The organism is Sphingobium phenoxybenzoativorans (genome assembly GCF_018286635.1).
GTDB classification, from domain to species: Bacteria; Pseudomonadota; Alphaproteobacteria; order Sphingomonadales; family Sphingomonadaceae; genus Sphingobium; species Sphingobium phenoxybenzoativorans.
This window is the reverse complement of record NZ_CP073910.1, coordinates 1,353,295-1,376,821: the sequence shown is the minus strand read 5'-3', so window position 1 is coordinate 1,376,821 and position 23,527 is coordinate 1,353,295. Positions and strand designations below refer to the sequence as shown.

25 protein-coding genes are annotated in these 23,527 nt (G+C 63.4%); 16 read left to right on the top strand and 9 right to left on the bottom strand.

Going from position 1 to position 23,527, the window contains the following annotated elements; genetic code table 11:
- Positions 1-46: 46 nt before the first annotated feature.
- Complete coding sequence (locus tag KFK14_RS06665) at positions 47-1,444, bottom strand: M20/M25/M40 family metallo-hydrolase (RefSeq protein ID WP_212610324.1); 1,398 nt, start codon at positions 1,442-1,444, stop codon at positions 47-49.
- Positions 1,445-1,628: 184 nt separating this feature from the next.
- Between KFK14_RS06665 and KFK14_RS06660 the strand changes: the two genes are divergently transcribed.
- From KFK14_RS06660 to dxs, 3 genes are all read left to right on the top strand, one after another.
- Positions 1,629-2,936: a dicarboxylate/amino acid:cation symporter gene (locus KFK14_RS06660; RefSeq protein ID WP_212610323.1), complete on the top strand. Its 1,308-nt coding sequence runs from the start codon at positions 1,629-1,631 to the stop codon at positions 2,934-2,936.
- Between the two features lie 109 nt (positions 2,937-3,045).
- Positions 3,046-3,504 carry a Fur family transcriptional regulator gene (locus KFK14_RS06655; protein WP_212610322.1) on the top strand — a complete coding sequence of 153 codons (459 nt, stop codon included), beginning with the start codon at positions 3,046-3,048 and terminating at the stop codon, positions 3,502-3,504.
- A 52-nt stretch (positions 3,505-3,556) separates the two neighbouring features.
- Positions 3,557-5,482 (top strand): 1-deoxy-D-xylulose-5-phosphate synthase, encoded by a 1,926-nt coding sequence (gene dxs, locus KFK14_RS06650; RefSeq protein ID WP_070151707.1) that lies wholly within the window; start codon positions 3,557-3,559, stop codon positions 5,480-5,482.
- 174 nt (positions 5,483-5,656) lie between these two features.
- Here the strand turns inward: dxs and KFK14_RS06645 are convergent, their stop codons facing one another.
- From KFK14_RS06645 to KFK14_RS06630, 4 genes are all read right to left on the bottom strand, one after another.
- Entirely contained in the window at positions 5,657-6,073 is a 417-nt protein-coding gene (locus tag KFK14_RS06645; protein WP_070151704.1) for a DUF3035 domain-containing protein, read from the bottom strand.
- Between the two features lie 5 nt (positions 6,074-6,078).
- Positions 6,079-6,582 carry a signal peptidase II gene (lspA, locus tag KFK14_RS06640; RefSeq protein ID WP_212610321.1) on the bottom strand — a complete coding sequence of 168 codons (504 nt, stop codon included), beginning with the start codon at positions 6,580-6,582 and terminating at the stop codon, positions 6,079-6,081.
- A gap of 142 nt (positions 6,583-6,724) precedes the next feature.
- The gene (locus KFK14_RS06635) at positions 6,725-9,799 is read right to left on the bottom strand and encodes an isoleucine--tRNA ligase (protein ID WP_212610320.1); all 3,075 of its coding nucleotides are present in this window, start codon (positions 9,797-9,799) and stop codon (positions 6,725-6,727) included.
- A 144-nt stretch (positions 9,800-9,943) separates the two neighbouring features.
- Positions 9,944-10,885: a bifunctional riboflavin kinase/FAD synthetase gene (locus KFK14_RS06630; protein ID WP_212610319.1), complete on the bottom strand. Its 942-nt coding sequence runs from the start codon at positions 10,883-10,885 to the stop codon at positions 9,944-9,946.
- Between the two features lie 120 nt (positions 10,886-11,005).
- Between KFK14_RS06630 and KFK14_RS06625 the strand changes: the two genes are divergently transcribed.
- Positions 11,006-11,314: a hypothetical protein gene (locus KFK14_RS06625; protein WP_212610318.1), complete on the top strand. Its 309-nt coding sequence runs from the start codon at positions 11,006-11,008 to the stop codon at positions 11,312-11,314.
- Between the two features lie 104 nt (positions 11,315-11,418).
- Here KFK14_RS06625 and KFK14_RS06620 read toward each other — a convergent pair whose 3' ends face one another.
- The 4 genes from KFK14_RS06620 to gpmA all read right to left on the bottom strand — a co-directional run bounded on the left by KFK14_RS06620 (position 11,419) and on the right by gpmA (position 14,386).
- Positions 11,419-11,925: a dihydrofolate reductase gene (locus KFK14_RS06620; RefSeq protein WP_212610317.1), complete on the bottom strand. Its 507-nt coding sequence runs from the start codon at positions 11,923-11,925 to the stop codon at positions 11,419-11,421.
- 28 nt (positions 11,926-11,953) lie between these two features.
- On the bottom strand, positions 11,954-13,024 hold the full coding sequence (locus KFK14_RS06615; RefSeq protein ID WP_212610316.1) for a 5-(carboxyamino)imidazole ribonucleotide synthase: 1,071 nt from the start codon (positions 13,022-13,024) through the stop codon (positions 11,954-11,956).
- A 10-nt stretch (positions 13,025-13,034) separates the two neighbouring features.
- A complete protein-coding gene (purE, locus tag KFK14_RS06610) occupies positions 13,035-13,520 on the bottom strand; it encodes a 5-(carboxyamino)imidazole ribonucleotide mutase (RefSeq protein ID WP_212610315.1) in 486 nt (161 codons plus the stop codon).
- A gap of 179 nt (positions 13,521-13,699) precedes the next feature.
- Positions 13,700-14,386 carry a 2,3-diphosphoglycerate-dependent phosphoglycerate mutase gene (gpmA, locus tag KFK14_RS06605; RefSeq protein ID WP_212610314.1) on the bottom strand — a complete coding sequence of 229 codons (687 nt, stop codon included), beginning with the start codon at positions 14,384-14,386 and terminating at the stop codon, positions 13,700-13,702.
- 128 nt (positions 14,387-14,514) lie between these two features.
- On the opposite strand from gpmA, the gene KFK14_RS06600 reads away from it, so the two are divergent.
- The 12 genes from KFK14_RS06600 to KFK14_RS06545 all read left to right on the top strand — a co-directional run bounded on the left by KFK14_RS06600 (position 14,515) and on the right by KFK14_RS06545 (position 23,514).
- Positions 14,515-15,234 carry a dienelactone hydrolase family protein gene (locus KFK14_RS06600; RefSeq protein WP_212610313.1) on the top strand — a complete coding sequence of 240 codons (720 nt, stop codon included), beginning with the start codon at positions 14,515-14,517 and terminating at the stop codon, positions 15,232-15,234.
- A gap of 75 nt (positions 15,235-15,309) precedes the next feature.
- On the top strand, positions 15,310-15,759 hold the full coding sequence (locus KFK14_RS06595; protein ID WP_246524935.1) for a carboxymuconolactone decarboxylase family protein: 450 nt from the start codon (positions 15,310-15,312) through the stop codon (positions 15,757-15,759).
- 39 nt (positions 15,760-15,798) lie between these two features.
- Positions 15,799-16,680 (top strand): sigma-70 family RNA polymerase sigma factor, encoded by an 882-nt coding sequence (locus KFK14_RS06590; RefSeq protein WP_212610312.1) that lies wholly within the window; start codon positions 15,799-15,801, stop codon positions 16,678-16,680.
- Positions 16,681-16,779: 99 nt separating this feature from the next.
- The gene (locus tag KFK14_RS06585) at positions 16,780-17,523 is read left to right on the top strand and encodes a YebC/PmpR family DNA-binding transcriptional regulator (protein WP_212610311.1); all 744 of its coding nucleotides are present in this window, start codon (positions 16,780-16,782) and stop codon (positions 17,521-17,523) included.
- A 37-nt stretch (positions 17,524-17,560) separates the two neighbouring features.
- Positions 17,561-18,049 (top strand): crossover junction endodeoxyribonuclease RuvC, encoded by a 489-nt coding sequence (gene ruvC, locus KFK14_RS06580; protein ID WP_212610310.1) that lies wholly within the window; start codon positions 17,561-17,563, stop codon positions 18,047-18,049.
- Between the two features lie 304 nt (positions 18,050-18,353).
- Positions 18,354-19,253: a hypothetical protein gene (locus tag KFK14_RS06575; RefSeq protein WP_212610309.1), complete on the top strand. Its 900-nt coding sequence runs from the start codon at positions 18,354-18,356 to the stop codon at positions 19,251-19,253.
- A 161-nt stretch (positions 19,254-19,414) separates the two neighbouring features.
- Positions 19,415-20,020 (top strand): Holliday junction branch migration protein RuvA, encoded by a 606-nt coding sequence (gene ruvA / locus KFK14_RS06570; protein ID WP_212610308.1) that lies wholly within the window; start codon positions 19,415-19,417, stop codon positions 20,018-20,020.
- A complete protein-coding gene (locus KFK14_RS06565) occupies positions 20,017-20,568 on the top strand; it encodes a hypothetical protein (RefSeq protein ID WP_070151674.1) in 552 nt (183 codons plus the stop codon). Before ruvA ends, KFK14_RS06565 begins: the two co-directional genes overlap by 4 nt.
- Complete coding sequence (gene ruvB, locus KFK14_RS06560; RefSeq protein ID WP_212610307.1) at positions 20,565-21,587, top strand: Holliday junction branch migration DNA helicase RuvB; 1,023 nt, start codon at positions 20,565-20,567, stop codon at positions 21,585-21,587. Before KFK14_RS06565 ends, ruvB begins: the two co-directional genes overlap by 4 nt.
- Positions 21,588-21,833: 246 nt before the next feature.
- Entirely contained in the window at positions 21,834-22,334 is a 501-nt protein-coding gene (locus KFK14_RS06555) for a YbgC/FadM family acyl-CoA thioesterase (RefSeq protein WP_212610306.1), read from the top strand.
- The gene (gene tolQ, locus KFK14_RS06550; protein ID WP_070151667.1) at positions 22,331-23,038 is read left to right on the top strand and encodes a protein TolQ; all 708 of its coding nucleotides are present in this window, start codon (positions 22,331-22,333) and stop codon (positions 23,036-23,038) included. The genes KFK14_RS06555 and tolQ overlap by 4 nt, the downstream gene beginning before the upstream one ends.
- On the top strand, positions 23,038-23,514 hold the full coding sequence (locus KFK14_RS06545; protein WP_070151665.1) for an ExbD/TolR family protein: 477 nt from the start codon (positions 23,038-23,040) through the stop codon (positions 23,512-23,514). The genes tolQ and KFK14_RS06545 overlap by 1 nt, the downstream gene beginning before the upstream one ends.
- Positions 23,515-23,527 lie beyond the last annotated feature (13 nt).

Sequence of the window (23,527 nt, the reverse complement as noted above, 5' to 3'; positions counted from 1 at the left end):
GTTGTTCGAGTGTAAAACAGGATGACGATTCACGCAAGATGCGCGTCTATTTCGACAGATCTGTCACCACGGAATACCATTGGTCCAGCGACGCGCCGATGCCCGCCACAGGAACACGTTCATTCAGGCCGTGGGCAAAGCCGTCGCTGGGCTTGGTGAACAGCGACGCCACGCCATAGCAAGGCACGCCGAGCGCCCGGAAATACAGGCTGTCCGTCGCCCCCGCATCCATTCCGGGAACGACCTCCAGCCCAGGATAGCGGGCGCGTACCGCTTTGGTGACTGCTGCCGTCACATCCTTGCGCAAGGGCGAGGCATCGCTGGAGGTGGGATCGTCCTTGGTGGTGACGGTGGCGCTGGAATCGGCGATGACCCTGACCAGCTCCGCCTTCACCGTCTCAACCGGCACGCCGGGGAAGATGCGGCAATTGATATTGAACGCCGCGCGCTGCGGCAGGGCGTTTTCGGCATGGCCCCCATTGACCATGGTGGGAATGCAGGTGGTGCGGACCTGGCCGATAAATTCCGGGTGCGTCGAAAGCTGGTCGGCCGCTGCGACATCCGTGGGATCGGCGGCATAGCGGGCAAGCACCGCGCCAATGTCGCTGCCCCCGGCCCGGCTCGCCGCGACTTTCAGCGTGGCGCGGGTCAGTTCGTTCGACATGGGCGGAAATTTGAACGCTTCCAGCCGCCCGATCGCCTTCGCCATGCGGTACACCGGATTGGTCGCGGTCGGCGCGCTGGAATGGCCGCCCGGATCAGTGAAGCTGACCTCAAAATCGGCATAGGTTTTTTCCCCGGCCTGGATCTTGTAGAGGACAGGCTTGCCATCCTCCCCCAGCGTGCCGCCGCCGCCATCGCCGTTCAGCAGCAATTCGGCGTCCTTATATTTCTGCGCCAGCGCGCGCGTCGTCGTCATCGACGTTTCCTCGTCGCCCGACAGCAGCAGGATGATCGAGCGCTTCGGCCGGAAGCCTTCCTTCTTCAGCCGCGCCATCGTCGATATCATCATCGCGACGTCATATTTATTATCCTCCGCGCCTCGGCCGAAGATGTAGCCATTCTCCTCCACGGGCACGAAGGGGTCGCGCGTCCAGTCGGCCTTGTTGGCCGCCACCACATCCATATGGCCGCTGAGCAGGATCGGCTTGAGCTTCGGATTGCTGCCCTTGAGCGTCGCGGCCAGCGTCGCCGTTTCGCCCATGGGCGTGATCTCTATGTCGCCATCGGCATAACCCGCCTGTTTGAGCACGGAGGCGTAATAAGCGGCCAGCGCTGGCACCTGCCCTTTGCCCAGGGAGGATTCGAACGCGACGGAACGCTTCAGCACGTCCTTGGCCGCCTCCGGATCCGACGCGGCCATCGCCGGCGCGCCGCACAGGACAAGCGTCATCAGGACAAGCGCCATCAGGGCCGACCCCAGATATGTGGCAGACAATTTCATTTTTGCGCTCCCCGATGGATTGTTGCGCCATGTGTGGCATAGAGGGAACCGCTCGCCAATCGCGAAGGTTGGCGTTTGCGGAAAGAGGGCCTCCTTATCCGCGCTTTCCCGGCTGCTAGAAAAGCTTGGTCGCAAGATCGCTGCTGGCTGCCGATATGCAAAGCCAAGCTAGGGACGCCACGCCATGACGCTCAATTATCGCAGTTTCGGATTCCAGGTTCTGGCCGGCATGGTCATCGGACTGCTGCTCGGCCTGCTGGCACGCTCCATGGGCGCTGGGCCGGACGGTGAACTCAATGCGCTGTCACAGGCGCTCAAGACCATCGGCGGCATTTTCGTGCAATTGCTGAAAGCGATCGTCGCGCCGCTGGTGTTTGCCGCCATCGTCGCCAGCATCGCCAATCTGCGCGCGCTCGACAATGCGGCGCGGCTCGCCGGGCGCACCTTGCTGTGGTTTGCGATCACCGCGCTGATCGCCGTGGTCGTGGGCCTGGCCGTCGGCCTGTTGATCCAGCCGGGCCTCAGCGCCAAGGGCGCGCCAATACCCGCCGGGCATGTCACATCGGTCGGCGGCTGGCTGGACTTTTTGAAGGGACTGATCCCCGACAATGCGCTCGGCCTGTCGGGCAGCACCAAGATCGCGGATGACGGCAAGGCGACGACCAGCCTGTCGTTCAATATCCTGCAACTGCTGGTGATCTCCATTGCAGTGGGCCTGGCCACACTCAAGCTCGGTGAACGAGCCGATCCCTTTCTGGCGTTCGTGCGCTCCCTGCTGGCGGTGGTCCGCACCCTGCTCGGCTGGATCATCCGCCTGACGCCCATCGGCTCGGCGGGCCTGATCGGCACAGCGGTCGCCACCTATGGCTGGACAGCGCTGGCGCAGCTCGGATCGTTCGCGGGGGCCGTATATCTGGGCCTCGCGATCATCATCCTGGGCGTGTATCCGCTGCTGCTGATCCTGAACGGCATCAATCCGTTGCGCTTCTTCTCCATCGCCTGGCCCGCCATCCAGCTCGGTTTCGTTTCGCGCTCCTCGGTCGGCACATTGCCGGTAACGGAGAGCGTTACGGAGCGCATGGGCGTGGAGCGCGGTTATGCCGCCTTCGCCGTCCCCCTTGCGGCGACCACCAAGATGGATGGGTGCGCGTCGATCTATCCGGCGATCGCCGCGATCTTTGTGGCGGGCTTCTATGGCATTCCCTTACACGCGATGGACTATGCGTTGATCGTCATCGTCTCGGTGATCGGTTCCGCCGCCACGGCCGGGTTGACGGGCGCGATCGTCATGCTGACGCTCACTCTTTCAACGCTCGGCCTGCCGCTGGAAGGCGCCGGATTGCTGCTCGCCATCGATCCGATCCTCGATATGGGCCGGACAGCGGTCAACGTCGCCGGGCAAGTGCTGGTCGCGACGATCGTCGCCAAGCAGGAAGGGCTGCTGAAGGAAAGCGCTGTAAACGATGCCCCGGTAACCGCCGTTCCAGCCTGAACGTCAATCCCAATGGAGCATGCTCCTGCGAGGGCGGGAGCATGCTCCCCTCCAAACGGACCGCCTCCTGCCCCTTGCCGCCTTGGCCGCAGGAGCATAGATAGGATGGATGGCTTCGCACCATCATCATGAACATGCCGGCCCATCCCTGTCGGATGCCGCACGCAGCACGCTTGAGGCGCGTGGAGAGCAGTGGACGCCCATGCGCGCCGCCATTTTCGATGCGCTGGCGTCCGAGGAGAAGCCTGCATCAGCCTATGACATAGCCGACACGGTGTCGAAGGCGCGCGGCAAGCGAGTCGCGCCCAACAGCGTGTACCGCATCCTCGATCTGTTCGTGTCCAGCAATCTGGCCATGCGGGTCGAAAGCGCCAATGCCTATGTGGCTAATGCCCATCCCGGCTGCCTTCACGATTGCATTTTCCTGGTTTGCCGCCAATGCGGTGCGGCAACCCATGTCGATGACGATGCGTTGACGGGGGATGTCCGGCAAGTGGCCGCGCATGAAGGCTTCACGGCCGAGCGCCCGGTGATAGAAGTGCTCGGCACCTGCGCCAAGTGCGCGTAAGGTCGGTTGAGGCTAAGTATAGGCCAGAGTCCATAAGGATCGATTCCCTTTCATGAACGACCGTCCCCAAACGCCGCTGCTTGACCGGGTCGATGTGCCGGCCGATCTGCGCAAGCTGGCGCCCGACCAACTCCGCCAGCTCGCCGACGAACTGCGGCAGGAAACCATTTCCGCCGTCGGCACCACCGGCGGGCATCTGGGTTCCGGCCTGGGCGTGGTCGAACTGACGACGGCCATCCATTATGTGTTCAACACGCCCGATGACCGGCTGGTGTGGGATGTCGGCCACCAATGCTATCCGCACAAGATATTGACCGGGCGGCGCGACCGCATCCGCACATTGCGCCAGGGTGGCGGCCTGTCGGGCTTCACCAAGCGGGCGGAAAGCGACTATGACCCGTTCGGCGCGGCGCACAGCTCCACATCGATCAGTGCGGCGCTTGGCTTCGCCATCGCCAACAAGCTGACCAACAAGCCGGGCAAGGCAATCGCAGTGATCGGCGACGGCGCGATGTCCGCCGGCATGGCCTATGAGGCGATGAACAATGCGCGGGAGGCCGGCAACCGGCTGGTCGTCATCCTGAACGACAATGACATGTCGATCGCGCCCCCGGTTGGCGGCCTGTCGGCCTATCTGGCGCGCATCGTGTCCAGCCGCGAATTTCTGTCCGTGCGCGATACGCTCAAGCGCCTCGCCCGCAAGCTGCCGGGGCCGCTGCACAAGGCGGCCAAGAAGACCGACGAATATGCGCGCGGCATGGCGATGGGCGGCACATTGTTCGAGGAACTGGGCTTCTATTATGTTGGCCCGATCGACGGCCATAATCTGGACCAGTTGATCCCGGTGCTGGAGAATGTGCGCGACGCGGCCGAGGGGCCGTGCCTGATCCATGTCGTCACCAAGAAGGGCAAGGGATACGCCCCGGCCGAAAAATCTGCCGACAAATATCATGGCGTGCAGAAATTCGATGTCGTTACCGGCGCGCAGGCCAAGGCGCCTCCCGGCCCTCCGAGCTACACCAATATATTCGCCAAGGCCCTGATCGCGGAAGCGGAGCGGGACGAGAGCGTCGTGGCGATCACCGCCGCCATGCCCTCCGGCACGGGCCTGGACAAGTTTCAGGACCGCTTTCCCGGCCGCACGTTCGACGTCGGCATCGCCGAACAGCATGCCGTCACCTTCGCGGCTGGCCTTGCGGCGCAGGGCATGCGCCCCTTCTGCGCCATTTATTCGACCTTCCTGCAGCGCGCCTATGACCAGGTGGTGCATGATGTGGCGATCCAGAACCTGCCGGTACGTTTCGGCATCGACCGGGCCGGTCTGGTGGGCGCGGACGGCAGCACCCATGCGGGCAGCTTCGACGTGACTTACCTCGCTACCCTGCCCAATTTCGTCGTCATGGCGGCGGCGGACGAGGCCGAACTGGTCCATATGGTCCATACCTGCGCCGTTCATGACAGCGGACCGATCGCTGTGCGCTATCCGCGCGGGAACGGCACGGGCGTCGCCCTTCCTGAAACGCCCGAACGGCTGGAAATCGGCAAGGGCCGTATCGTCCGCGAGGGCAAGAAGGTGGCGATCCTGTCGCTCGGTACCCGGCTTGAGGAAGCGTTGAAGGCCGCCGATGCGCTGGACGCGCGCGGGCTGTCGACCACGGTTGCCGACCTGCGCTTCGCCAAGCCGCTGGACGAGGCGCTGATCCGCAAGCTGCTCACCACGCATGAAGTGGCGATCACGGTCGAGGAAGGCGCGGTCGGGGGCCTCGGCGCGCATGTGCTGACGCTGGCGAGCGATACCGGCCTGACCGATGCGGGCCTGAAAATCCGGACGCTGCGCCTGCCGGATATCTTCCAGGATCAGGACAAGCCGGAAAAGCAATATGCCGACGCCGGGCTTGATGCCGACGGGATCGTCAACACGGTGCTGACCGCGCTGCGCCACAATAGCGCCGGCGTCAGCGAGGGCGCGCGGGCGTAGTATCCAGATCGGATAAGCTCAATTCCGTTCGGGCTGAACCTGTCGGAGCGGAGGCGAAGCACCGCACTGCGTTCGGCGGAAGGCTTCGACTTCGCTCAGCCCGAACGGATAAAATCCCGCAAAACAAAAAGGGCGCCTTGAGGCGCCCTTTCCAATGGTGTCGAGGAAACCCGCTTATTGCGGGATCGACGCCTTCGCATTCTGGCCATCGCCTTCCGGCGCTGCGATGATGTCGCGGGCGGTCGCGCCCTTGTCCACCACTGTACCGCTGGTCTCGCCGACTTCGGAACGGATGCCCGGCGTAGCGCTGTCGCGGCCAGCGGCGCGGAGCGCAGCGGCTTCGGCGGGGCTGCGGGCGGCCGCGCCGCCGAACATGGCGTCCATCGCCTGCCGGCTGGAATCGGCCGAAGCTGCCGGAGCAGCGCCCGGAGCAGGCGGGACAAGCGCGAAATCGGGCGGAATGATCAAAGGAGCCTGACGCGACACGGCGAATTCATCCGGGCGGTCGCGGCCGGAAAGGCCCCGCGAACCACAAGCCGAAACAGCCGCAAGACCGGCAAGCATACCGGCGGCGAGGAGGAATTTACGCATTGCTATCATGACTCCGTATTTACCGTCTTCTCGCGCAGCAGCAACGCCCGCGCAAGCAGGATCAGCACGCCGACGGTGATCGCCGCGTCAGCCAGGTTGAAAATCAGGAAGGGCCGCCACTCGCCGAAATGCAGATCGGCATAGTCAATGACGTAACCCAGCCGTACACGATCCGTGATGTTCCCCAGCGCGCCACCCAGGATGAGCGCAAGGCCCAGCACGTCCTGCCGCGCCTTTTCCCGCCACAGCCAGACGGCAACAAAGGCGGCGATGACCGTGGTCATGCCCACCAGCGCCCAGCGCATCGTGTCGCTGCTCGCATGGAAGAAGCCCATCGATACGCCCCTATTCTCCAGCCAGCGCAGGTTGAAGAAGGGCAATATCTCTATCCCCGCGTCCGCGCGGGAACGCAGCGCCAGGGGCACCGACACCACATATTTGACGAACTGATCGGCCAGATAGATCAGCGCGGCGACGGACAGGCCCAGGGGACGATGATAGCTTGTCATAGAAATTGCGCCCCGCCTTCGCTTCTTATTTCGTCATCCTGAACTGGATTCAGGATCCATGAGCGCAAATGCCTATGCGACAGAATGATCGATGAGCCAATGGATCCCGGATCAAGTCCGGGATGACGGGATATATCCAAGCTCATGCCTTCAGAACATCGTCGCAGCGGTCGCAGAGCGCGCCGTCGTCCGTGACTTCGGGAAGCAGACGCCAGCAGCGGCCGCATTTGTGCCAGTCGGAGGGCTTGACGGCGATGCCGTCGCCAACGCCCATTTCCACCCGCGCCACGATGGCCAGTTCGGCGAAATCCACGTCTCCGGCGGCGACCAGTTCGCCCATGGTCACATCCGCTTCCAGGCTGGAGCGGACGATCTTCTCCCGGCGCAGCGGCTCGATAGCTTCGTTCACCTCATCGCGCTTGGCGCGGAGGTTCGCCCATTTCTCGCCTAGCCCCTCATCCAGCCAGTCAGCGTCAACCTCCGGCCAATCAAGGAAATGCACGCTGTCATCCGGGTCGGGATAGCGGCTCTGCCACACTTCCTCCGCCGTGAAGGGGATGATCGGCGCGGCATAGCGGACCAGCGCATGGAACAGCGTGTCCAACACGGTGCGATAGGCGCGGCGCTTGGGATCGGACGGCGCATCGCAATAGAGGCAGTCCTTGCGGATATCGAAGAAGAAGGCCGACAGGTCGCTATTGGCGAAGTCCATCATCGCGCGGGTGTAGCGGCTGAATTCCAGCCAGTTCTCGCTGCCTGCGCTCTTATCGACGACCGAGCGCATCTCCGCGTCCAGTTCCGCCAGCCGGTGCAGCATATAGCGCTCAAGCTCCGGCATGTCGGCGGGGGCGACGCGCTCTTCCTCCGTAAAGTCGGAAAGAGCGCCCAGCAAATAGCGGAAAGTGTTGCGTAATTTGCGATAGGCGTCGGACGATCCGGCCAGCACTTCCTTGCCGATGCGCACGTCATCGAAATAGTCGGTGCTGGCGACCCAGACGCGCAGGATGTCGGAGCCGCTCTCCGCGATGATCTTCAGCGGATCGACGACATTGCCGAGCGACTTGGACATTTTCTTGCCCTGCCCGTCCAGCGCGAAGCCGTGGGTCAGCACTGCGCCATAGGGCGCCTGCCCCCGCGTACCGCAGCTTTCGAGCAGCGAGGACTGGAACCAGCCGCGATGCTGGTCCGACCCCTCGATATAGAGATCGGCGCGCACGCCTTCGCCATAGCGCCCTTCGATCACGAAGCTGTGGGTCGAGCCGCTGTCGAACCAGACATCGAGAATGTCGTTCACCACCTCATAGTCGGCGAGGTCATAGTCCGCACCCAGCAGCGCCTGATGATCCGCGCCGAACCATGCATCCGCACCACCCGCTCTGAACGCCTCGACGATGCGGGCATTCACAGCCGGATCAACCAGATAGTCGCCGGTCTTGCGATTGACATAGAGAGCGATCGGCACGCCCCAGGCGCGCTGGCGGGAGATCACCCAGTCCGGGCGGCCCTCGACCATCGAGCGGATGCGGTTGGTGGAGCGCTCCGGCACCCAGCGGGTATGGGCGATCGCGTCCAGCGCGATTTCGCGCAGGGTTGGCCCGTTGCCGGTGGCGACCGGCGTGGGCAGGACGCCGCCGTCCAAATCCACGACGCCGCTTTCCTGCGCCTTGTCCATCGGGATGAACCATTGCGGCGTGCAGCGGAAGATGATCTTCGCCTTCGACCGCCAGCTATGCGGATAGCTGTGCTTGAAGTCGTCGGACGCCGCGAGCAGCCCGCCCGCTTCGCGCAGGTCCGTGCAGATCGGCCCGTCCTTGCTCACGAACTTGGGGTTGATGACCGAACCCTGCCCGCCCAGCCAGAGCCAGTCCTCGCGATATTTGCCATCGCCCTCGACCGCGAACACGGGGTTGATGCCGTTCGCCTTGCACAGCTCGAAATCGTCCTCGCCATGATCCGGGGCCATATGGACAAGGCCGGTGCCCGCATCGGTGGTGACGAAATCGCCGGGCAGGAAGGGGCGTGGCTTGGCGAAGAAGGCCAGCCGCCGCTCCCAATCTGCGTCACCCCGGACTTGATCCGGGGTCCCGCTGCCTTGGTCAGCGCTGGAAGAAGAAGCGGGACCCCGGCCTTCGCCGGGGTGACGGAGAAAGTTGTAGATCGGGTGGCGGGCTTTGGCACCGGCGAGTTGGGAGCCTTTACCCGCCCAACGCGCCTGAAATCCGAGGGTCACGGTTTCACCAATGAAATCTGAGGCGCTGCGCTCTAACCGACCAATGACACTTTTGCCAAATGCGGTCAGCAAGTCGGATGCAACGACTATACGCTTTGGGCAAAGACGCCACCACTCCAACATGCGCGCGCCCATTTCAGACGACAGCCCTTCATCAGAGGACACGATCGGAACGGACAGCTCCACACATACATACTCAACCTCCGGCCCATAGGCCAAAGCTTGGTTCACCGGGATCGTCCAGGGCGTCGTCGTCCAGATCACCGCGTGCGCGCCGACCAGTTCCGGCGCGTTCGGGGCTTCCACAATCTCAAACGCCACGTCGATCTGGGTCGAGGTCACATCCTCATATTCCACCTCGGCCTCGGCCAGCGCGGTCTTTTCCACCGGCGACCACATGACGGGCTTTGCGCCGCGATAGAGCTGGCCGCTTTCCGCGAATTTCAGCAGTTCGCCGACGATGGTCGCCTCGGCGTCGAACTTCATGGTCAGGTACGGGTCTTCCCAATCGCCCATGACGCCCAGACGCTCGAACTGCGCGCGCTGCACCGCGACCCATTTCTCCGCATAGGCGCGGCACTGGGCGCGGAACTCGGCGGCGGGGACCTCGTCCTTATTCTTCTTCTGCTTGCGATATTCCTCCTCGATCTTCCATTCGATCGGAAGGCCGTGGCAGTCCCAGCCGGGGATGTAGGGCGCGTCCTTGCCGAGCAGCGACTGGCTGCGGACGATGATGTCCTTCAGCACCTTGTTCATCGCATGGCCCATATGGATGTCGCCATTGGCGTAGGGAGGACCGTCATGCAGGATGAAGCGCTCACGCCCCGCTCGCTTCTCGCGCAGCTTCCCGTACAAGTCCATCTCCGCCCAGCGCGCGGCGATCGCCGGCTCCTTCTGCGCCAGGCCCGCCTTCATGGGGAAGTCGGTCTTGGGAAGGAATACGGTGTCTTTATAATCTTTGGCGTCTTGGCTTGGCTGGTCGGTCATATTGGTCCGGGATCAACGTAAATCCGTTCGCCCTGAGCGAAGTCGAAGGGCCTGACCGACCGATAGGGAGGTCGCTTCGCTGCGCTCAGCGGAGGGCTTCGACTTCGCTCAGCCCGAACGGGTGAGAAAAACGTGCCCGGTGCCCTACGCGACCCGTGGCGTCGCCGCAAGGATTTGCCGCGCGCGATCGCAATCGGCGTCCATCTGCGCGACCAGCGCGTCCAGCCCGTCGAACTTCGCCTCCGGCCGCAGATATTCGATCAACTGCACCTCTATGCACTGGCCGTAGAGACTTTCGGAAAAGTCGAAGAAATAGGGTTCCAGCAATTCCTTGGGCGGGTCGAAGGTCGGACGGATGCCCAGGTTCGCCGCCCCGTCCAGCACCCGGCCATCCGGCAGCACGGCACGCACGGCATAGATGCCATAGGCCGGGCGCAGATATTTCCCCATATCGACATTGGCGGTGGGATAGCCGATGGTCCGGCCCAGCTTGTCGCCATGCTGGACGATCCCCTGAATGGCGAAGGGCCGCGTCATCAGCGCCGTCGCCGTGGCGCAATCCCCGGCCTTCAGCACGTCCCGGATGCGGCTGGACGATACGACATTCCCCTCAGCATCGACGACCGCCGTCACCGCCTCATTGGTGATGCCCAGCGCCCTGCCGAGTTGGGCAAGGCGGGACACATTGCCGCTCTTGTTACGGCCGAAGGTGAAATCCTCGCCCGTGACGACCGCGGCGGCGCCAATTTCGTCGACCAGCATCGCCGCGAAATCATCGGCTGTCTTTGTGGCCAGCGCATGATCGAAATGGAACACCAGCATCGCGTCCGCGCCCGCCGCCGCGAACAGCCTTTCCCGCTGGTCCAGGCTGGTGAGGCGGAATGGCGGCGTATCCGGGCGGAACAGGCGCACGGGATGGGGATCGAAGGTCGCGACGATAACAGGCCGCCCCTCGGCGCGTGCCCGTTCGACGGCGCGCGCGACCACGGCCTGATGACCCAGATGAAATCCATCGAAATTGCCCAGCGCGACGATGGCTCCGCGCAGGTCGGCGGGCATCGGTGCGCCGCTATCCAGCCGCCGCATGGCGCGGGCTATAGGGGGGCAGGTGAACCCGCGCAATCCATAAGCCCCGCGCGGACATGCCGAAACCCGATGTTAAGCATGATACGGCATGGTGCCGCCACATATCCGGGGGACTTTTGCATGACTATCGCTTCCGCAATCAGCGGCATCGCCAGCGCCGCCACATCGGCGGTCGCCGGACCGGCCGCCGCAAAGGGCGTAAAGACCGCCTTCGACGCCATTCTCGACGAATTGAAGAAGGTCGGCCATCAAACGCCGATGGAGCGCGCCCGCGACGCCGTGCTCAAGAAGCATGCCCTGACGGATGAGCAATATCAGGCGCTCCCCGCCTCTCAACGCACTGCGATCGACAAGGAAATCGCGGAAGCCGTGCGCAAGGTCGCTGAGGCGCAGATGAAGCCGAAACGGGCTGATGGCGGCTATGCGTAAAGCCAGTCTCATCTCCGTTCGCTTCGAGCATAGTCGAGAAATAAGCGCAATGCTTCTCGACTACGCTCGAAGCGAACGGCGGTGGTGACTGATCGCTTTCGGTCCTAAACCCGGCGCAACGTCACGAAACTGAACGCCGGTTTCGCCCCTTCCGCAGAGTGCGTTTCCCGCGCAATTTCCCGCCACCCAGCAGGATCGGGATAGGAGATGCTGGCGTCGCCGGGGATATCCGCATGCACCTCGGTCAGTTCGATCCGGTCCGCATGGGGCAGGAACAGGGCATAGATTTCCGCTCCGCCGATAACCGACATGGATGGCGCATTCGCCAGCCGGATGGCGGCGTCTACGCTGTGGGCGACCTCCGCCCCCTCCTCGCTCCACGCCTCGTCGCGGGTCAGCACGATATGGCGGCGGCCGGGCAGCAGGCCGGGCAGGCTGTCGAAGGTCTTGCGCCCCATCACCATCGGCCGCCCCTGCGTCAATGTCTTGAACCGGCGCAGGTCGGCCGGGAGATGCCAGGGCAACTTTCCGTCGCGGCCGATAACGCCATTGTCGGCGCGGGCCAAGATCAGGACGATTTCGGGGTGAGTGGCGGGATGGGTCAGCGGCATCGGTCGTTTTCCCTTCCTCGGCGCATCATCAAAACCCCAGCCGGGTTACATGGCCCATTTTCCGGCCCGGCCGCGCCTCATGCTTACCATAGAGATGGAGATGGCTGGCCGGATCGGCGAGTATCTCCGGCCATGCCGCCGCTTCGTCGCCGATCAGGTTCCGCATCTCCACCGTTCTGGCGGCAAGGCCGGTGTCGCCGAGCGGGAGGCCGCAGATGGCGCGGATATGATTTTCGAACTGGCTGGTCAGCGCCCCTTCGATGGTCCAGTGGCCGCTATTGTGGACACGGGGAGCCATTTCGTTGAACACGGGTCCTTCGGCGGACGCGAAGAACTCGACCGCCAGCACGCCGACATAATCCAGCTTCTCGGCAATGGCCCGCGCCATGCTGCGCGCCGCGTCAAGCTGTCCGGCGATCACTGGTCCGGCGGGGACAGTGGAGGTCGCCAATATGCCGCCCACATGGACATTGGCCGCGCTGTCCCAGAAGCGCAGGTCTCCATCGCCGCCGCGCACCAGGATGACGGAAAACTCCTGATCGAAGCGGACAAACCCTTCCAGGATCGACGGCGCGCGCTTCACGGCATTCCATGCGCCAACCGCCTCGCCAGCATCGCCGATCCGCACCTGCCCCTTGCCGTCATAGCCCATGCGGTTGGTCTTGAGGATCGCGGGCGCGTCCATCCGCTCCAGCGCCGTCTCCAGATCGTCCAGACTGTCGATCGGTGAGAAAGGCGCAGTCACGCCGCCAAGGTCGCAGACGAAGCGCTTCTCGGCCAGCCGGTCCTGCGCGATCCGCAGGGCGTTGACGCCCGGACGAACCAGGCCGTGGCCCGCCAGCACATCCAGCGCCGCCGTGTCAATATTCTCGAACTCGTAGGTGACGACGTCGACCATGTCAGCGAATTTCGCTAACGCCTGCCCGTCGGTATAGTCGGCCTGCGTCCAGTGGGGGGAGACGTCAGCGGCAGGACCGCTCTCCTCCGGCGCGAAGATATGCGTGCGATAGCCAAGCTGCGCCGCCGCCATCGCCAGCATTCGCCCAAGCTGGCCGCCGCCCAATATGCCAATGGTGGAGCCGGGAGGAATGACCGTCATCAACGCGCCTTCATTCCGGCGTTTCCGCAACGGATTCCGTCTGCTTCGCGCGCCACACCTCAAGCCGTCCGGCGAGGTCATCGTCCGTGGTCGCGAGCATCGCTGCGGCCAGCAAGGCCGCATTGGTCGCCCCAGCCTTGCCGATCGCCAGCGTGCCGACGGGAATGCCGGCGGGCATTTGAACGATGGAAAGCAGGCTGTCCATGCCGGAAAGCGCCTTGGATTCCACCGGCACGCCCAGCACCGGCAGGCGCGTCATCGCCGCCGCCATGCCGGGAAGATGCGCAGCACCACCCGCGCCCGCGATGATCGCCTTCAGTCCGCGCCCGGCGGCCGATTTCGCATAATCATACAGGCGGTCCGGCGTGCGGTGGGCGGACACCACCTTGCACTCATGCGCAATCCCCAGCGCTTCGAGCGTTTCGGCGGCGTTGCGCATGGTCTCCCAATCGGACCTGCTGCCCATGATGATGCCGACCTGAACCTGATCCGCCATTGCCGCGCTTCCCACCCCTGACACGTGCGGCCGCGCCGCCCGGAAGCACAGCCCCTTAACCGGATGAATCTGCGCCGTCCAGCATACATCCGCTCCCCCTGAGCGAAGTCGAAGGGCACGGCTGAGATTGTCGAAGCCGCTTCGACTTCGCTCAGCCCGAACGGATCATGATAAGCGCCTCAACGCTCCGACAGATAATAGCGGTCGAGCGCCGCCAGATTGTCGTCCAGTTCGTAGACGATCGGCTGGCCGGTCGGGATCTCCAGCTCGGTGATCTCCTCATCCGGGATGCCCGACAAATGCTTGACCAGCGCGCGGAGCGAATTGCCGTGGGCGGAAATGACGACCCGCTTGCCGGCCTTCAGCTCCGGCGCGATGCGGCTTTCCCAATAGGGCAGCACGCGGGCGATCGTGTCCTTCAGGCTCTCGGTCGACGGGATGGCGATGCCGTCATAGCGGCGGTCCTTCGACAGATCGAACTCGCCGCCCGCCTCCAGCGGCGGCGGCGGCGTGTCGAAGCTGCGGCGCCATACCTTGACCTGCGCGTCGCCGTGCTTGGCGGCTGTTTCCGCCTTGTTGAGACCGGTCAGCCCGCCATAATGGCGTTCATTGAGGCGCCAGTCCTTTTCGACGGGGAGCCAAAGACGCCCCATTTCCTCCAGCACGATGTTCAGCGTCTTGATCGCGCGGGTCTGGACGGAGGTGAAGCAGCAATCGAAATCAAGCCCCTTCTCCTTCAGCAACTGACCGGCCGCCCGCGCCTCTCCCGCGCCCTTCTCCGTCACATCCACATCCCACCAGCCGGTGAAGCGGTTTTCAAGATTCCACGCGGATTGGCCATGGCGGATGAGGACGAGTGTCGGCATGGGTCGCTGTCTCCGTAAGCTAGGTTTGCCCAATTGCGGCCCTCAATAGCGGCAAATCCGTCCCGCGCAACTTGCCCCGCCCAACTGTTTCATGGAAGGACAGCCGCGCCATAAAGGAGGAGTGAGATATGGGCATCGAGCGGCGCGTGACGATATATGACGGCCCCGGCGGCCCGTTCGAGGGGATGGCCATCGCCGATCCGGCCGGCGGGCCGCGCCCCGGCCTGTTGCTGATTTCCAATGTGCTTGGCACCAAGGAAGCCGATTTCGAGCGGGGCGAAAAGATCGCGGCGCTGGGCTATGCCGTCTTTGTCGCCGACGTCTTCGGCCAGGGCAAGCGCCCCACCCGCGACGACCCGGACAGGGCGCGCTACATGACGGAGCTGAACAATGACCGCACGCTGCTTAAGGCGCGGCTCGGCGTTTCCCTGGATGCGCTAAAGGCCATGCCGGAAACCGACCCGTCGAAATGCGCGGCGTTCGGCTTCTGCTTCGGCGGCAAATGCGTTCTCGACATGGCGCGCGCTGGCCTGGATGTGAAGGGCGTCGTCAGTTTCCACGGCGTCTATGACGCCCCGCCCTATCCCAACATCACGCCGATCGGGCCGAAAGTGCTGGTCTGCCACGGGTGGGACGATCCGCTATGCCCGCCGGATGCCACGGCCGCGCTGGCGAAGGAACTGACCGAGGGCAAGGCCGACTGGCAGATCCACGCCTATGGCCATACCGGCCATGCCTTCACCGATGAATCGGTCAACATGCCCGGCCAGCATTTCGGATATAGCCCGGATGCGGACCGCCGCAGTTGGAAGGCGTCGATGGATTTCCTGGAGGAAATCTTCGCCTGAACAAAAAATGCGCACCCCATGTCACAGAGCATGGGGCTGTCTCGTCTTGTCGGCATCACCTGATGAAAGGACAAGATGATGCATACGCAACTGAACTGGATGGACGCCCAGCCCGCCGCCGCAAAGGCCATGATGGCGCTGGAGGGCGCGGTGCTGAAAGGCGCGATCGAAAAGCCGCTGGCCGAGCTGGTCCGCATGCGGGTGTCGCAGATGAACGGCTGCGCCTTCTGCATGGACATGCACAGCCACGACATGATCAAGGCGGGCGAGAATCCGCAGCGCATCTTCGTCCTGAGCGGCTGGCGCGATTCGCCGGTATTTTCTGGGCGCGAACGCGCTGCGCTGGCGTGGGCCGAAGCAATGACCTCGCTCGCCTCCGGTCACCCGGATGCGGCGGCCCATGAAGCGCTCGACGCGCATTTCACCGATGCGGAAAAGGTGGAACTGACGCTGCTGATCGTCACGATCAACGGCTGGAACCGCTTCGGCGTCGGCTTCGGCATGGTCCACCCGCTGCGGAATTAGGCCATTCCCGTCCCTCGCGCCGGATTGTAGAACCCGCCGATGCTCCCCGCCCACGCCTTCGAAACCCACCGGTCGCACCTTCTGGGCGTCGCCTACCGGATGCTGGGCTCGCTGGCGGAGGCGGAGGACATCGTGCAGGAAAGCTGGCTGCGTTGGGAACGGACGGAGCAGGACGGTATCGCCAATCCGCGCGCTTTCCTGTCCCGGATCGTCACCAATTTGTGCCTAGACCAGATGAAGTCGGCGCGGGCGCGGCGGGAGGAATATGTCGGCCCGTGGCTGCCGGACCCCGTGGCCGAAGGCGTCGGGCCGGATGTCGAGGCGGAACGCGCCGACTCCCTCTCCGTCGCCCTGCTGCTGGCGCTGGAGCGCCTTTCTCCGCTCGAACGCGCGGCGTTCCTGCTGCACGACATATTCGACATGGATTATCCGGAGGTCGCTTCCCAGCTCGGCCGCTCGGAGGCGAGCTGCCGCCAGCTTGCAGCGCGCGCACGGGCGCATGTGCAGACGGACAAGCCGCGGTTCCGCATAGCGGAGGACGAAGGCGACCGGCTTGTCGACGCCTTCCTCGCAGCGTCGCAGAGCGGCGAGACCAGCGCTTTCGCCAGTCTGCTGACCGATGATGTCGCCTTCCATGGCGATGGCGGCGGCGTAAAGATCGCCGCTATGAACATCATCAAGGGGGCGGACAAGGTGGCCCGCTTCTTCCTGGGCATCATGCACAAGTCCGGCGATTATCCACGCCGCATCCTGTGGCGCGGGCGCATCAATGGCCTGCCCGGCTATGTCAGCATGGAGCGGGGCGACACGTTGCAATCCACGGCCTTCGACATCGAGGATGGGCGGATCAAGGCGATCTACATCATCCGCAATCCGCACAAGCTCCGCCATCTGGCGCAACTGGCGTCATCGCCGGCCTGAATTAACGGCCCGGCCGCCTATATCATCGAGATGTTGCCTCGACGGGGACCGCCCGCTAGACAGCGCCCCACTTCACACCAGATATGTCAGGAGCAGGCCGTGGCCGGCCATAGCAAATTCAAGAACATCATGCATCGCAAGGGCGCGCAGGACAAGAAGCGCTCCGCCATGTTCTCCAAGCTTTCCCGCGAAATCACCGTCGCCGCGAAGATGGGCATGCCCGACCCGGACATGAACCCGCGCCTGCGCCTGGCGGTCAACGCCGCCAAGGCGCAATCGATGCCGAAGGACAACATCCAGCGCGCGATCGACAAGGCGGCTGCGGCGGGCGGCGAGAATTATGAAGAAGTGCGCTATGAGGGTTACGGCCCCGGCGGCGTCGCGATCATTGTCGAGGCGTTGACCGACAACCGCAACCGCACCGCCACCAACGTCCGCACGGCCTTCTCCAAGAATGGCGGAAATCTGGGCGCATCCGGCGCGGTCAGCCATGGCTTCGACCGTATGGGCCTGATCACCTATCCCGCCGCCGCAGGCGACGCCGAAAAGATTTTCGAGGCAGCGCTGGAAGCGGGCGCCGAGGATGTCGTCTCGTCCGAGGACGAGCATGAGATCTGGACCGCCATGGACGCGCTGCATGAAGTCGCCAAGGCTCTGGAAGCCACGCTGGGCGAGGCGGAGAGCGCCAAGCTTGCCTGGAAGCCGCAGACCACGGTCGAGATGGACGAGACCAACGCGGCGACCCTGCTCAAGCTGGTCGATACGCTAGAAGATGATGATGACGTGCAGACGGTCTGGGGCAATTATGAAGTGTCCGACGCGGTGATGGAAAAGCTGGGCTGATGACTGGCCCCTCCCCGGATGGAGAGGGGCGCCCTTCATGCTGATCCTTGGCATCGACCCCGGCCTGGGCACGACCGGCTGGGGCATTATTTCCGCCGATGGCAATCGCCTGAGCCATGTCGCCAATGGCCAGATCAGGACTGACGCGAAAGCCCCCCTCGCCCAGCGCCTGCTGGCCCTCGACACAGCGCTCACCACCTTGATCCTGACGCATCGGCCGGGCGGCGCAGCGGTCGAGGAAGTGTTCGTCAACGCCAATCCGCAATCCACGCTGAAGCTCGGCCAGGCCCGGGGTGTCTGCCTGTTGAACGCGGCGCGCGCCAATCTCGACGTTGGCGAATATGCGGCGCGGCTGGTCAAGAAATCAGTCGTGGGCGTCGGCAACGCCAGCAAGGATCAGATTCACGCAATGGTCGGCCGCCTTCTGCCGGGCGCGGCCATTGCAGGTCCCGATGCGGCAGACGCCCTGGCCGTGGCGATCACCCATGCCCATCATCAGGCGACGGCGCGGCGCATTTCGCGATAAAATCGCTTTCCGGAGCAATATTGGCTCCCCGCCGATCTTGTGACGAGAGCGAATCGACCCCCGGAAAAGCTTAATTTTCTCGTGGGCGCTGCACCAAATTCACTCAAATATTTCCGTTTTGTTCACGCGGTGCCGAACAGGCCAACATCGCGTTAACCATGAAACTTATTGACTTAAGTTAATAAGAAAAAAGGCAAATCTACTCCGCAGCGAATAAGAGCTTAGCTTTAAATTTACTGTAATGGTGCAATGCGATAACCATTAACACGCGGACGTAAGTTCCGCACTATTGCGGTGGGCAATCATGAAATCTGTTTGGAAGTCCTCAATTCTGGGGATGATGGCTGGCGGCCTTGCCGCATGCGGCGGCGGGTCCGATGGCGCGCCGGCATCGGCATCATCCCAAAAGGGTGAGCAGGCGGGCGTGGCGACGCCGGCCCCTACTCCAGCGCCCGCGTCCACGCCCACATCATCCCTCGCGACCACGGAAGAACGCCTCGTCCTCCCGGACAACACGCTTTATGCGCCGGGCGATTATTTCGCTTATGCCTCGCCCTGGTGCGCGACCTATGACCCTTCGCTGGCGGTGGGCAGCAATATTGTCGACACCATCAGTATCCTGCGATCGACATTCCCCAATGATGTCGTGATTTCGGCCAAAGTCCCGGACAATTACCCGACCGTTTCCCGATGCGGAGTCTACGGATATAACGCGATCACCTTCGGCCATTATCTGACCGTCAACAGCGCGGCGAAGATGCAGCCGATGCAGGTGAAGGACATCCGCACCCTTTCCATGCAGTTCGATATGTCCCTGTCAGGGGATGGCGAGTTCAACATTCTGGCGGAATCCTTCCTGACGGGCGCGGCGAAGGATTTCGGCACGAAGCTGGAGATTGGATTCTACACGCACAGCACTCCCCGGTCCGCGTCCTTCGCGCGCAGCGGCACGCCCATCGGCACCTATGTCGACAATGCCGGGCGGAGCTGGACGGTGACGAAGGTGGACGATTTCGTCATGTTCCTGCACGGCAGCGGCGATCTGCTGACGGGAATGCTGGATATCAAAGGGGCGTACACCTTCCTGATGAACCGTGGCGTGCTGACCGGCAATGAGTGGTTCAACGGCGTATCGCTGGGCATGGAGCCGATGCGGGGGAATGGCGTGGCGGCGATCCATACATGGTCAGTCACCTACGGGTGATGGATTGGCCGGAAACACTAGCGATTTGCTGATGAAGTTGAGGCGAGTTGGGCGAAACAAGGCCACAGAGCAGTTATTCCACTAGCATAGTGCGAATATCTCACTCGTGAATTGCGAATTTTCCGCTCGAAACGAACCGGGAACATCGCTAAGCCCATCGCATGATTGCGAAGCTGAGGGGCATATTGGACAGCACCGGCATTGACCATGCCGTGATTGACGTCGGCGGGGTCGGCTATCTTGTCGGCGCCTCGTCCCGCACCCTCGCCGCGCTTGGGTTCACAGGCGAAGCGGTCACCGTCCACACCGAAATGCTGGTCAGCGATGACGCCATCCGCCTCGTCGGTTTCGCAAGCGCGGAGGAGCGCGACTGGTTCCGCCTGCTAACCGGCGTGCAGGGCGTGGGCGCGCGGGTGGCGCTGGCCATCCTGTCTGCTCTGGAGCCTGCCGAAATCCACCGAGCAGTAGCCATGGGCGACAAGGCCATGGTCTCCCGCGCCAATGGCGTCGGACCGAAGCTCGCCCAGCGCATCGTCATGGAATTGAAGGACAAGATCGGCGTGGCTCCGGCGGGCGCGGCGATTGCTGCGGGGACCGCCCCCCTTCCCGGCGGCAGCCATAGCGCCGACGCCGTATCCGCCCTCCAGAATCTGGGCTTCAAGCCCGCCGAAGCCAGCGCCGCCGTGGCAGCGGCCGAAGCGGAGGCCGGTGACGGCGCAACGCTGGATGCGCTGGTGCGGCTGGCGCTACGGAAGGCGGCGAAGTGAGCAACGACGCAACCGATATTAATCCCGACATTATACGGCGGGTTGGAGAGTTAGAGCTTGCTAGCGCAACTCATTCAAGAACTGTTTTATTGGAAGCTCATCAAGACGCATACAAGTGGCTTCTTGCTTCTCTGCTGGCTATCAATAGTGCAGGAATTTTCACTTTGCTCAGCTTTCAGCTAATTTCCATTAGAGCGAGAGTTATAATTGCGATTTTATTCTATCTAGGAATAATGGCAGCTCTATTGAGTAGCTATCTGAGTCAGCGCGCCAATCGGGCACTTATTGGACCGCTTGGTGAATTGATGGGCTATTGGATAACGGTCGCTCACGATGGCGAATTGCTCCCCGAAGCTTTCGAAGCGATCAACCAGAAAATTCAATCTGCAGTGCAGCAAGCTAGGCCTACTCAGGTTGCAGGTTGGGCGTCTGCCGTCTTCTTTTCCCTCGGAGTGATCAGCGTCGGCATAATGCTAATATATTCGCCTCTGCCCTCTTCGATCCCAACACACAACGAGCATCACGATTTCCAGAGTTCTAATCATTGACCGACACTGACCGCCTCATCACGCCCGCCCGTCGCGCCGAGGATGCTGACGCCGCGCTGCGGCCCAAGTCGCTTGACGAGTTCATCGGGCAGCAGGCGGCGCGCGAGAATCTGCGCATCTTCATCCAGGCGGCGAAGCAGCGGGGCGAGGCGCTAGATCATGTGCTGTTCTTCGGCCCGCCCGGCCTTGGCAAGACCACCCTCGCCCAGATCGTCGCCAAGGAGATGGGCGTAGGTTTCCGCGCCACATCCGGCCCCGTCATCGCCAAGTCCGGCGATCTTGCCGCGCTCCTCACCAATCTGGATGAGGGCGACGTGCTGTTTGTGGATGAAATCCACCGCCTGAACCCTGCCGTCGAGGAAATCCTCTACCCGGCGATGGAGGACCGTGCGCTCGACCTGATGATAGGTGAAGGCCCCTCTGCCCGATCGGTCCGCATCGACCTGCCCAATTTCACGCTGGTCGGCGCGACGACGCGGCAAGGGTTGCTGACCACGCCGCTGCGCGACCGTTTCGGCATTCCCGTGCGCCTGCAATTCTACACGGTGCCGGAACTGGAACTGGTCGTGCGCCGCGCCGCCGGGCTGCTTGGCCTTGCCGTCACGCCGGAGGGATCGACCGAGATCGCCCGCCGGTCTCGCGGGACGCCGCGCATTGCCGGACGGCTGCTGCGCCGGGTGCGCGATTTCGCCAATGTCGCCAATGCGGGGCAAGTCGATGCGAAGGTCGCCGACGCCGCGCTGAACCGGCTGGAGGTCGACCATCTGGGCCTCGACCTGATGGACAGGCGCTATCTCACCATGATCGCGGACGTTTATCGCGGCGGCCCCGTGGGCGTGGAGACGCTGGCCGCTGGTCTTTCCGAACCGCGCGACACGGTTGAGGAAGTGATCGAACCCTATCTGATCCAGTTGGGCCTCATCGCCCGCACCGCGCGGGGGCGCTGCCTCAACGGTCCTGGCTGGAAGCATCTGGGCCTCACCCCGCCCGAAGGGTCGCAGGACGGGCTGTTCGATTAAGGCGGATCCGTTCGGACGGCTGACAAGAGGCGCGTGACTCTTGTCAGTGTCGAAGTCCTGTCCTTACCAAAGAGAAGTGCAGCCCTTCGACAAGCTCAGGGCGAACGGATTGATAGAAAAGCCGCAACCCTAGGCCATCGATCTGCCGTTCCGCATCAAGGACGAACCGAGCCATCCGCTCCGCAAATGGTTTCGTTCCCGTCATTTCTTGCTTTTCCTGCGAGTCGCATCATGGTTAAAGGCCCAATGCCTGCCCGCCTTCAGCCCCAGCCGGCACTTCCTGATGCGCCTTGCCTGCCTGCGCCTGTGGGCGGGTTGTTTGCGTCGGGCGTCCATTATTATCCGGTGCGGGTCTATTTTGAGGATACCGACGCCGGGGGCGTGGTCTATCACGCTAATTATCTCCGCTATATGGAGCGCGCGCGATCGGACATGCTGCGCCTGGCCGGGATCGACCAGCGCGGGAACCTGGAGGGGGGCGAAGGCGTCTATGCGGTTGCCGATCTCTCCATCGCCTATCGCCGTCCGGGCCGCCTGGACGATGACCTGGTGGTGAAAAGTACGGTGCAATCGATCGGCGCCGCGACATGCACAATCCACCAGTCGGTGCTGCGCGGCGAGGATATGTTGACCGAAGGCACCGTCACTGTCGCCTTTATCACACCCCAGGGCCGCCCCCGGCGTCAGCCGCGGCACTGGATCGAAATTTTCACCCGCCTCAGCCAAGGGGAAGACCTCCGCATATGAGCATCGCCCTACCCAGCGTCAGCCTTGCCACCGGCGCTGCCACAATTTCACCCGTCGCCCTGTTTCTTCAGGCCGATATCGTTGTGAAGATCGTCATGCTGGGCCTGCTGCTCGCCAGCATCTGGACCTGGGCGATCATCATCAGCTTCGGCGTCAAGCTTTCCCGCACCCGCAAGGGATGCGACCAGTTCGAAAAGGATTTCTGGCGGACCGAGGATATTGACCGCTTTTTCGAAGGCAAGTCGAAGTCCGACCTTCCGGCCGCGAAGGTCATGGCCGCTGGCGTCACCGAGTGGCGCCGCTCCACCGCCGCCCGCGCCATCGACCGCGACGGCACCCGCGACCGTCTGGCCACCGCCATGAGCAGCGCGTCTGCCTCCGAGATCGATCAGCTTTCCGACCGCCTGAACATCCTGGCCACCGTGGGCAGCGTCGCGCCCTTTGTGGGCCTGTTCGGCACCGTCTGGGGCATCATGCGCGCCTTCACCTCGATCGCGGCAGAACAGAATAGCAGCCTCGCGGTTGTCGCGCCGGGCATTGCGGAGGCGCTGTTCGCCACCGCCATCGGCCTGTTCGCGGCGATCCCGGCCGTCATCGCCTACAACCGGTTCAGCCATGGCATCAACCGGCTGGAGGCGAAGCTGGCGCGCTTTGCCGACGGTTTCTACGCCATGTTGAGCCGTGAGCTGGAGGCCCAGAAATAATGGGTATGGGTTCCCCCTCCAACCGCCGGGGCGGCCGCCGCGCGCCGATGGCGGACATCAATGTGACGCCGCTGGTCGACGTCATGCTGGTGCTGCTCATCATCTTCATGGTCACCGCGCCGCTGCTGGTGACCGGCGTGCCCGTGAACCTGCCGCAGAACCGGGCCAAGGCGCTGGATCAGGACCAGAAACCCTCCGTGGTCTCCATCGACAGCGACGGAGCAATCTTCGTCGACGATTCAGAGGTGACGGAAACCGATCTGCCCAGCCGCCTCGCGGAAATCCGGTCGGCGGGAACGCAGGATGATCAGCCGCCACAGATATTCCTGCGGGCGGACAAAGGGATCGATTATGGCCGCGTCAGCCTGGTGCTCGGCGAGTTGAACCGCGCGGGCCTTAACAAGGTCGCGCTGGTCAGCACGGCATCGCAGGAACGCACCCGCCCTGTCAGCATGGATTCAGAAAGAGAGCCATAAGGTCCTCCCCGGC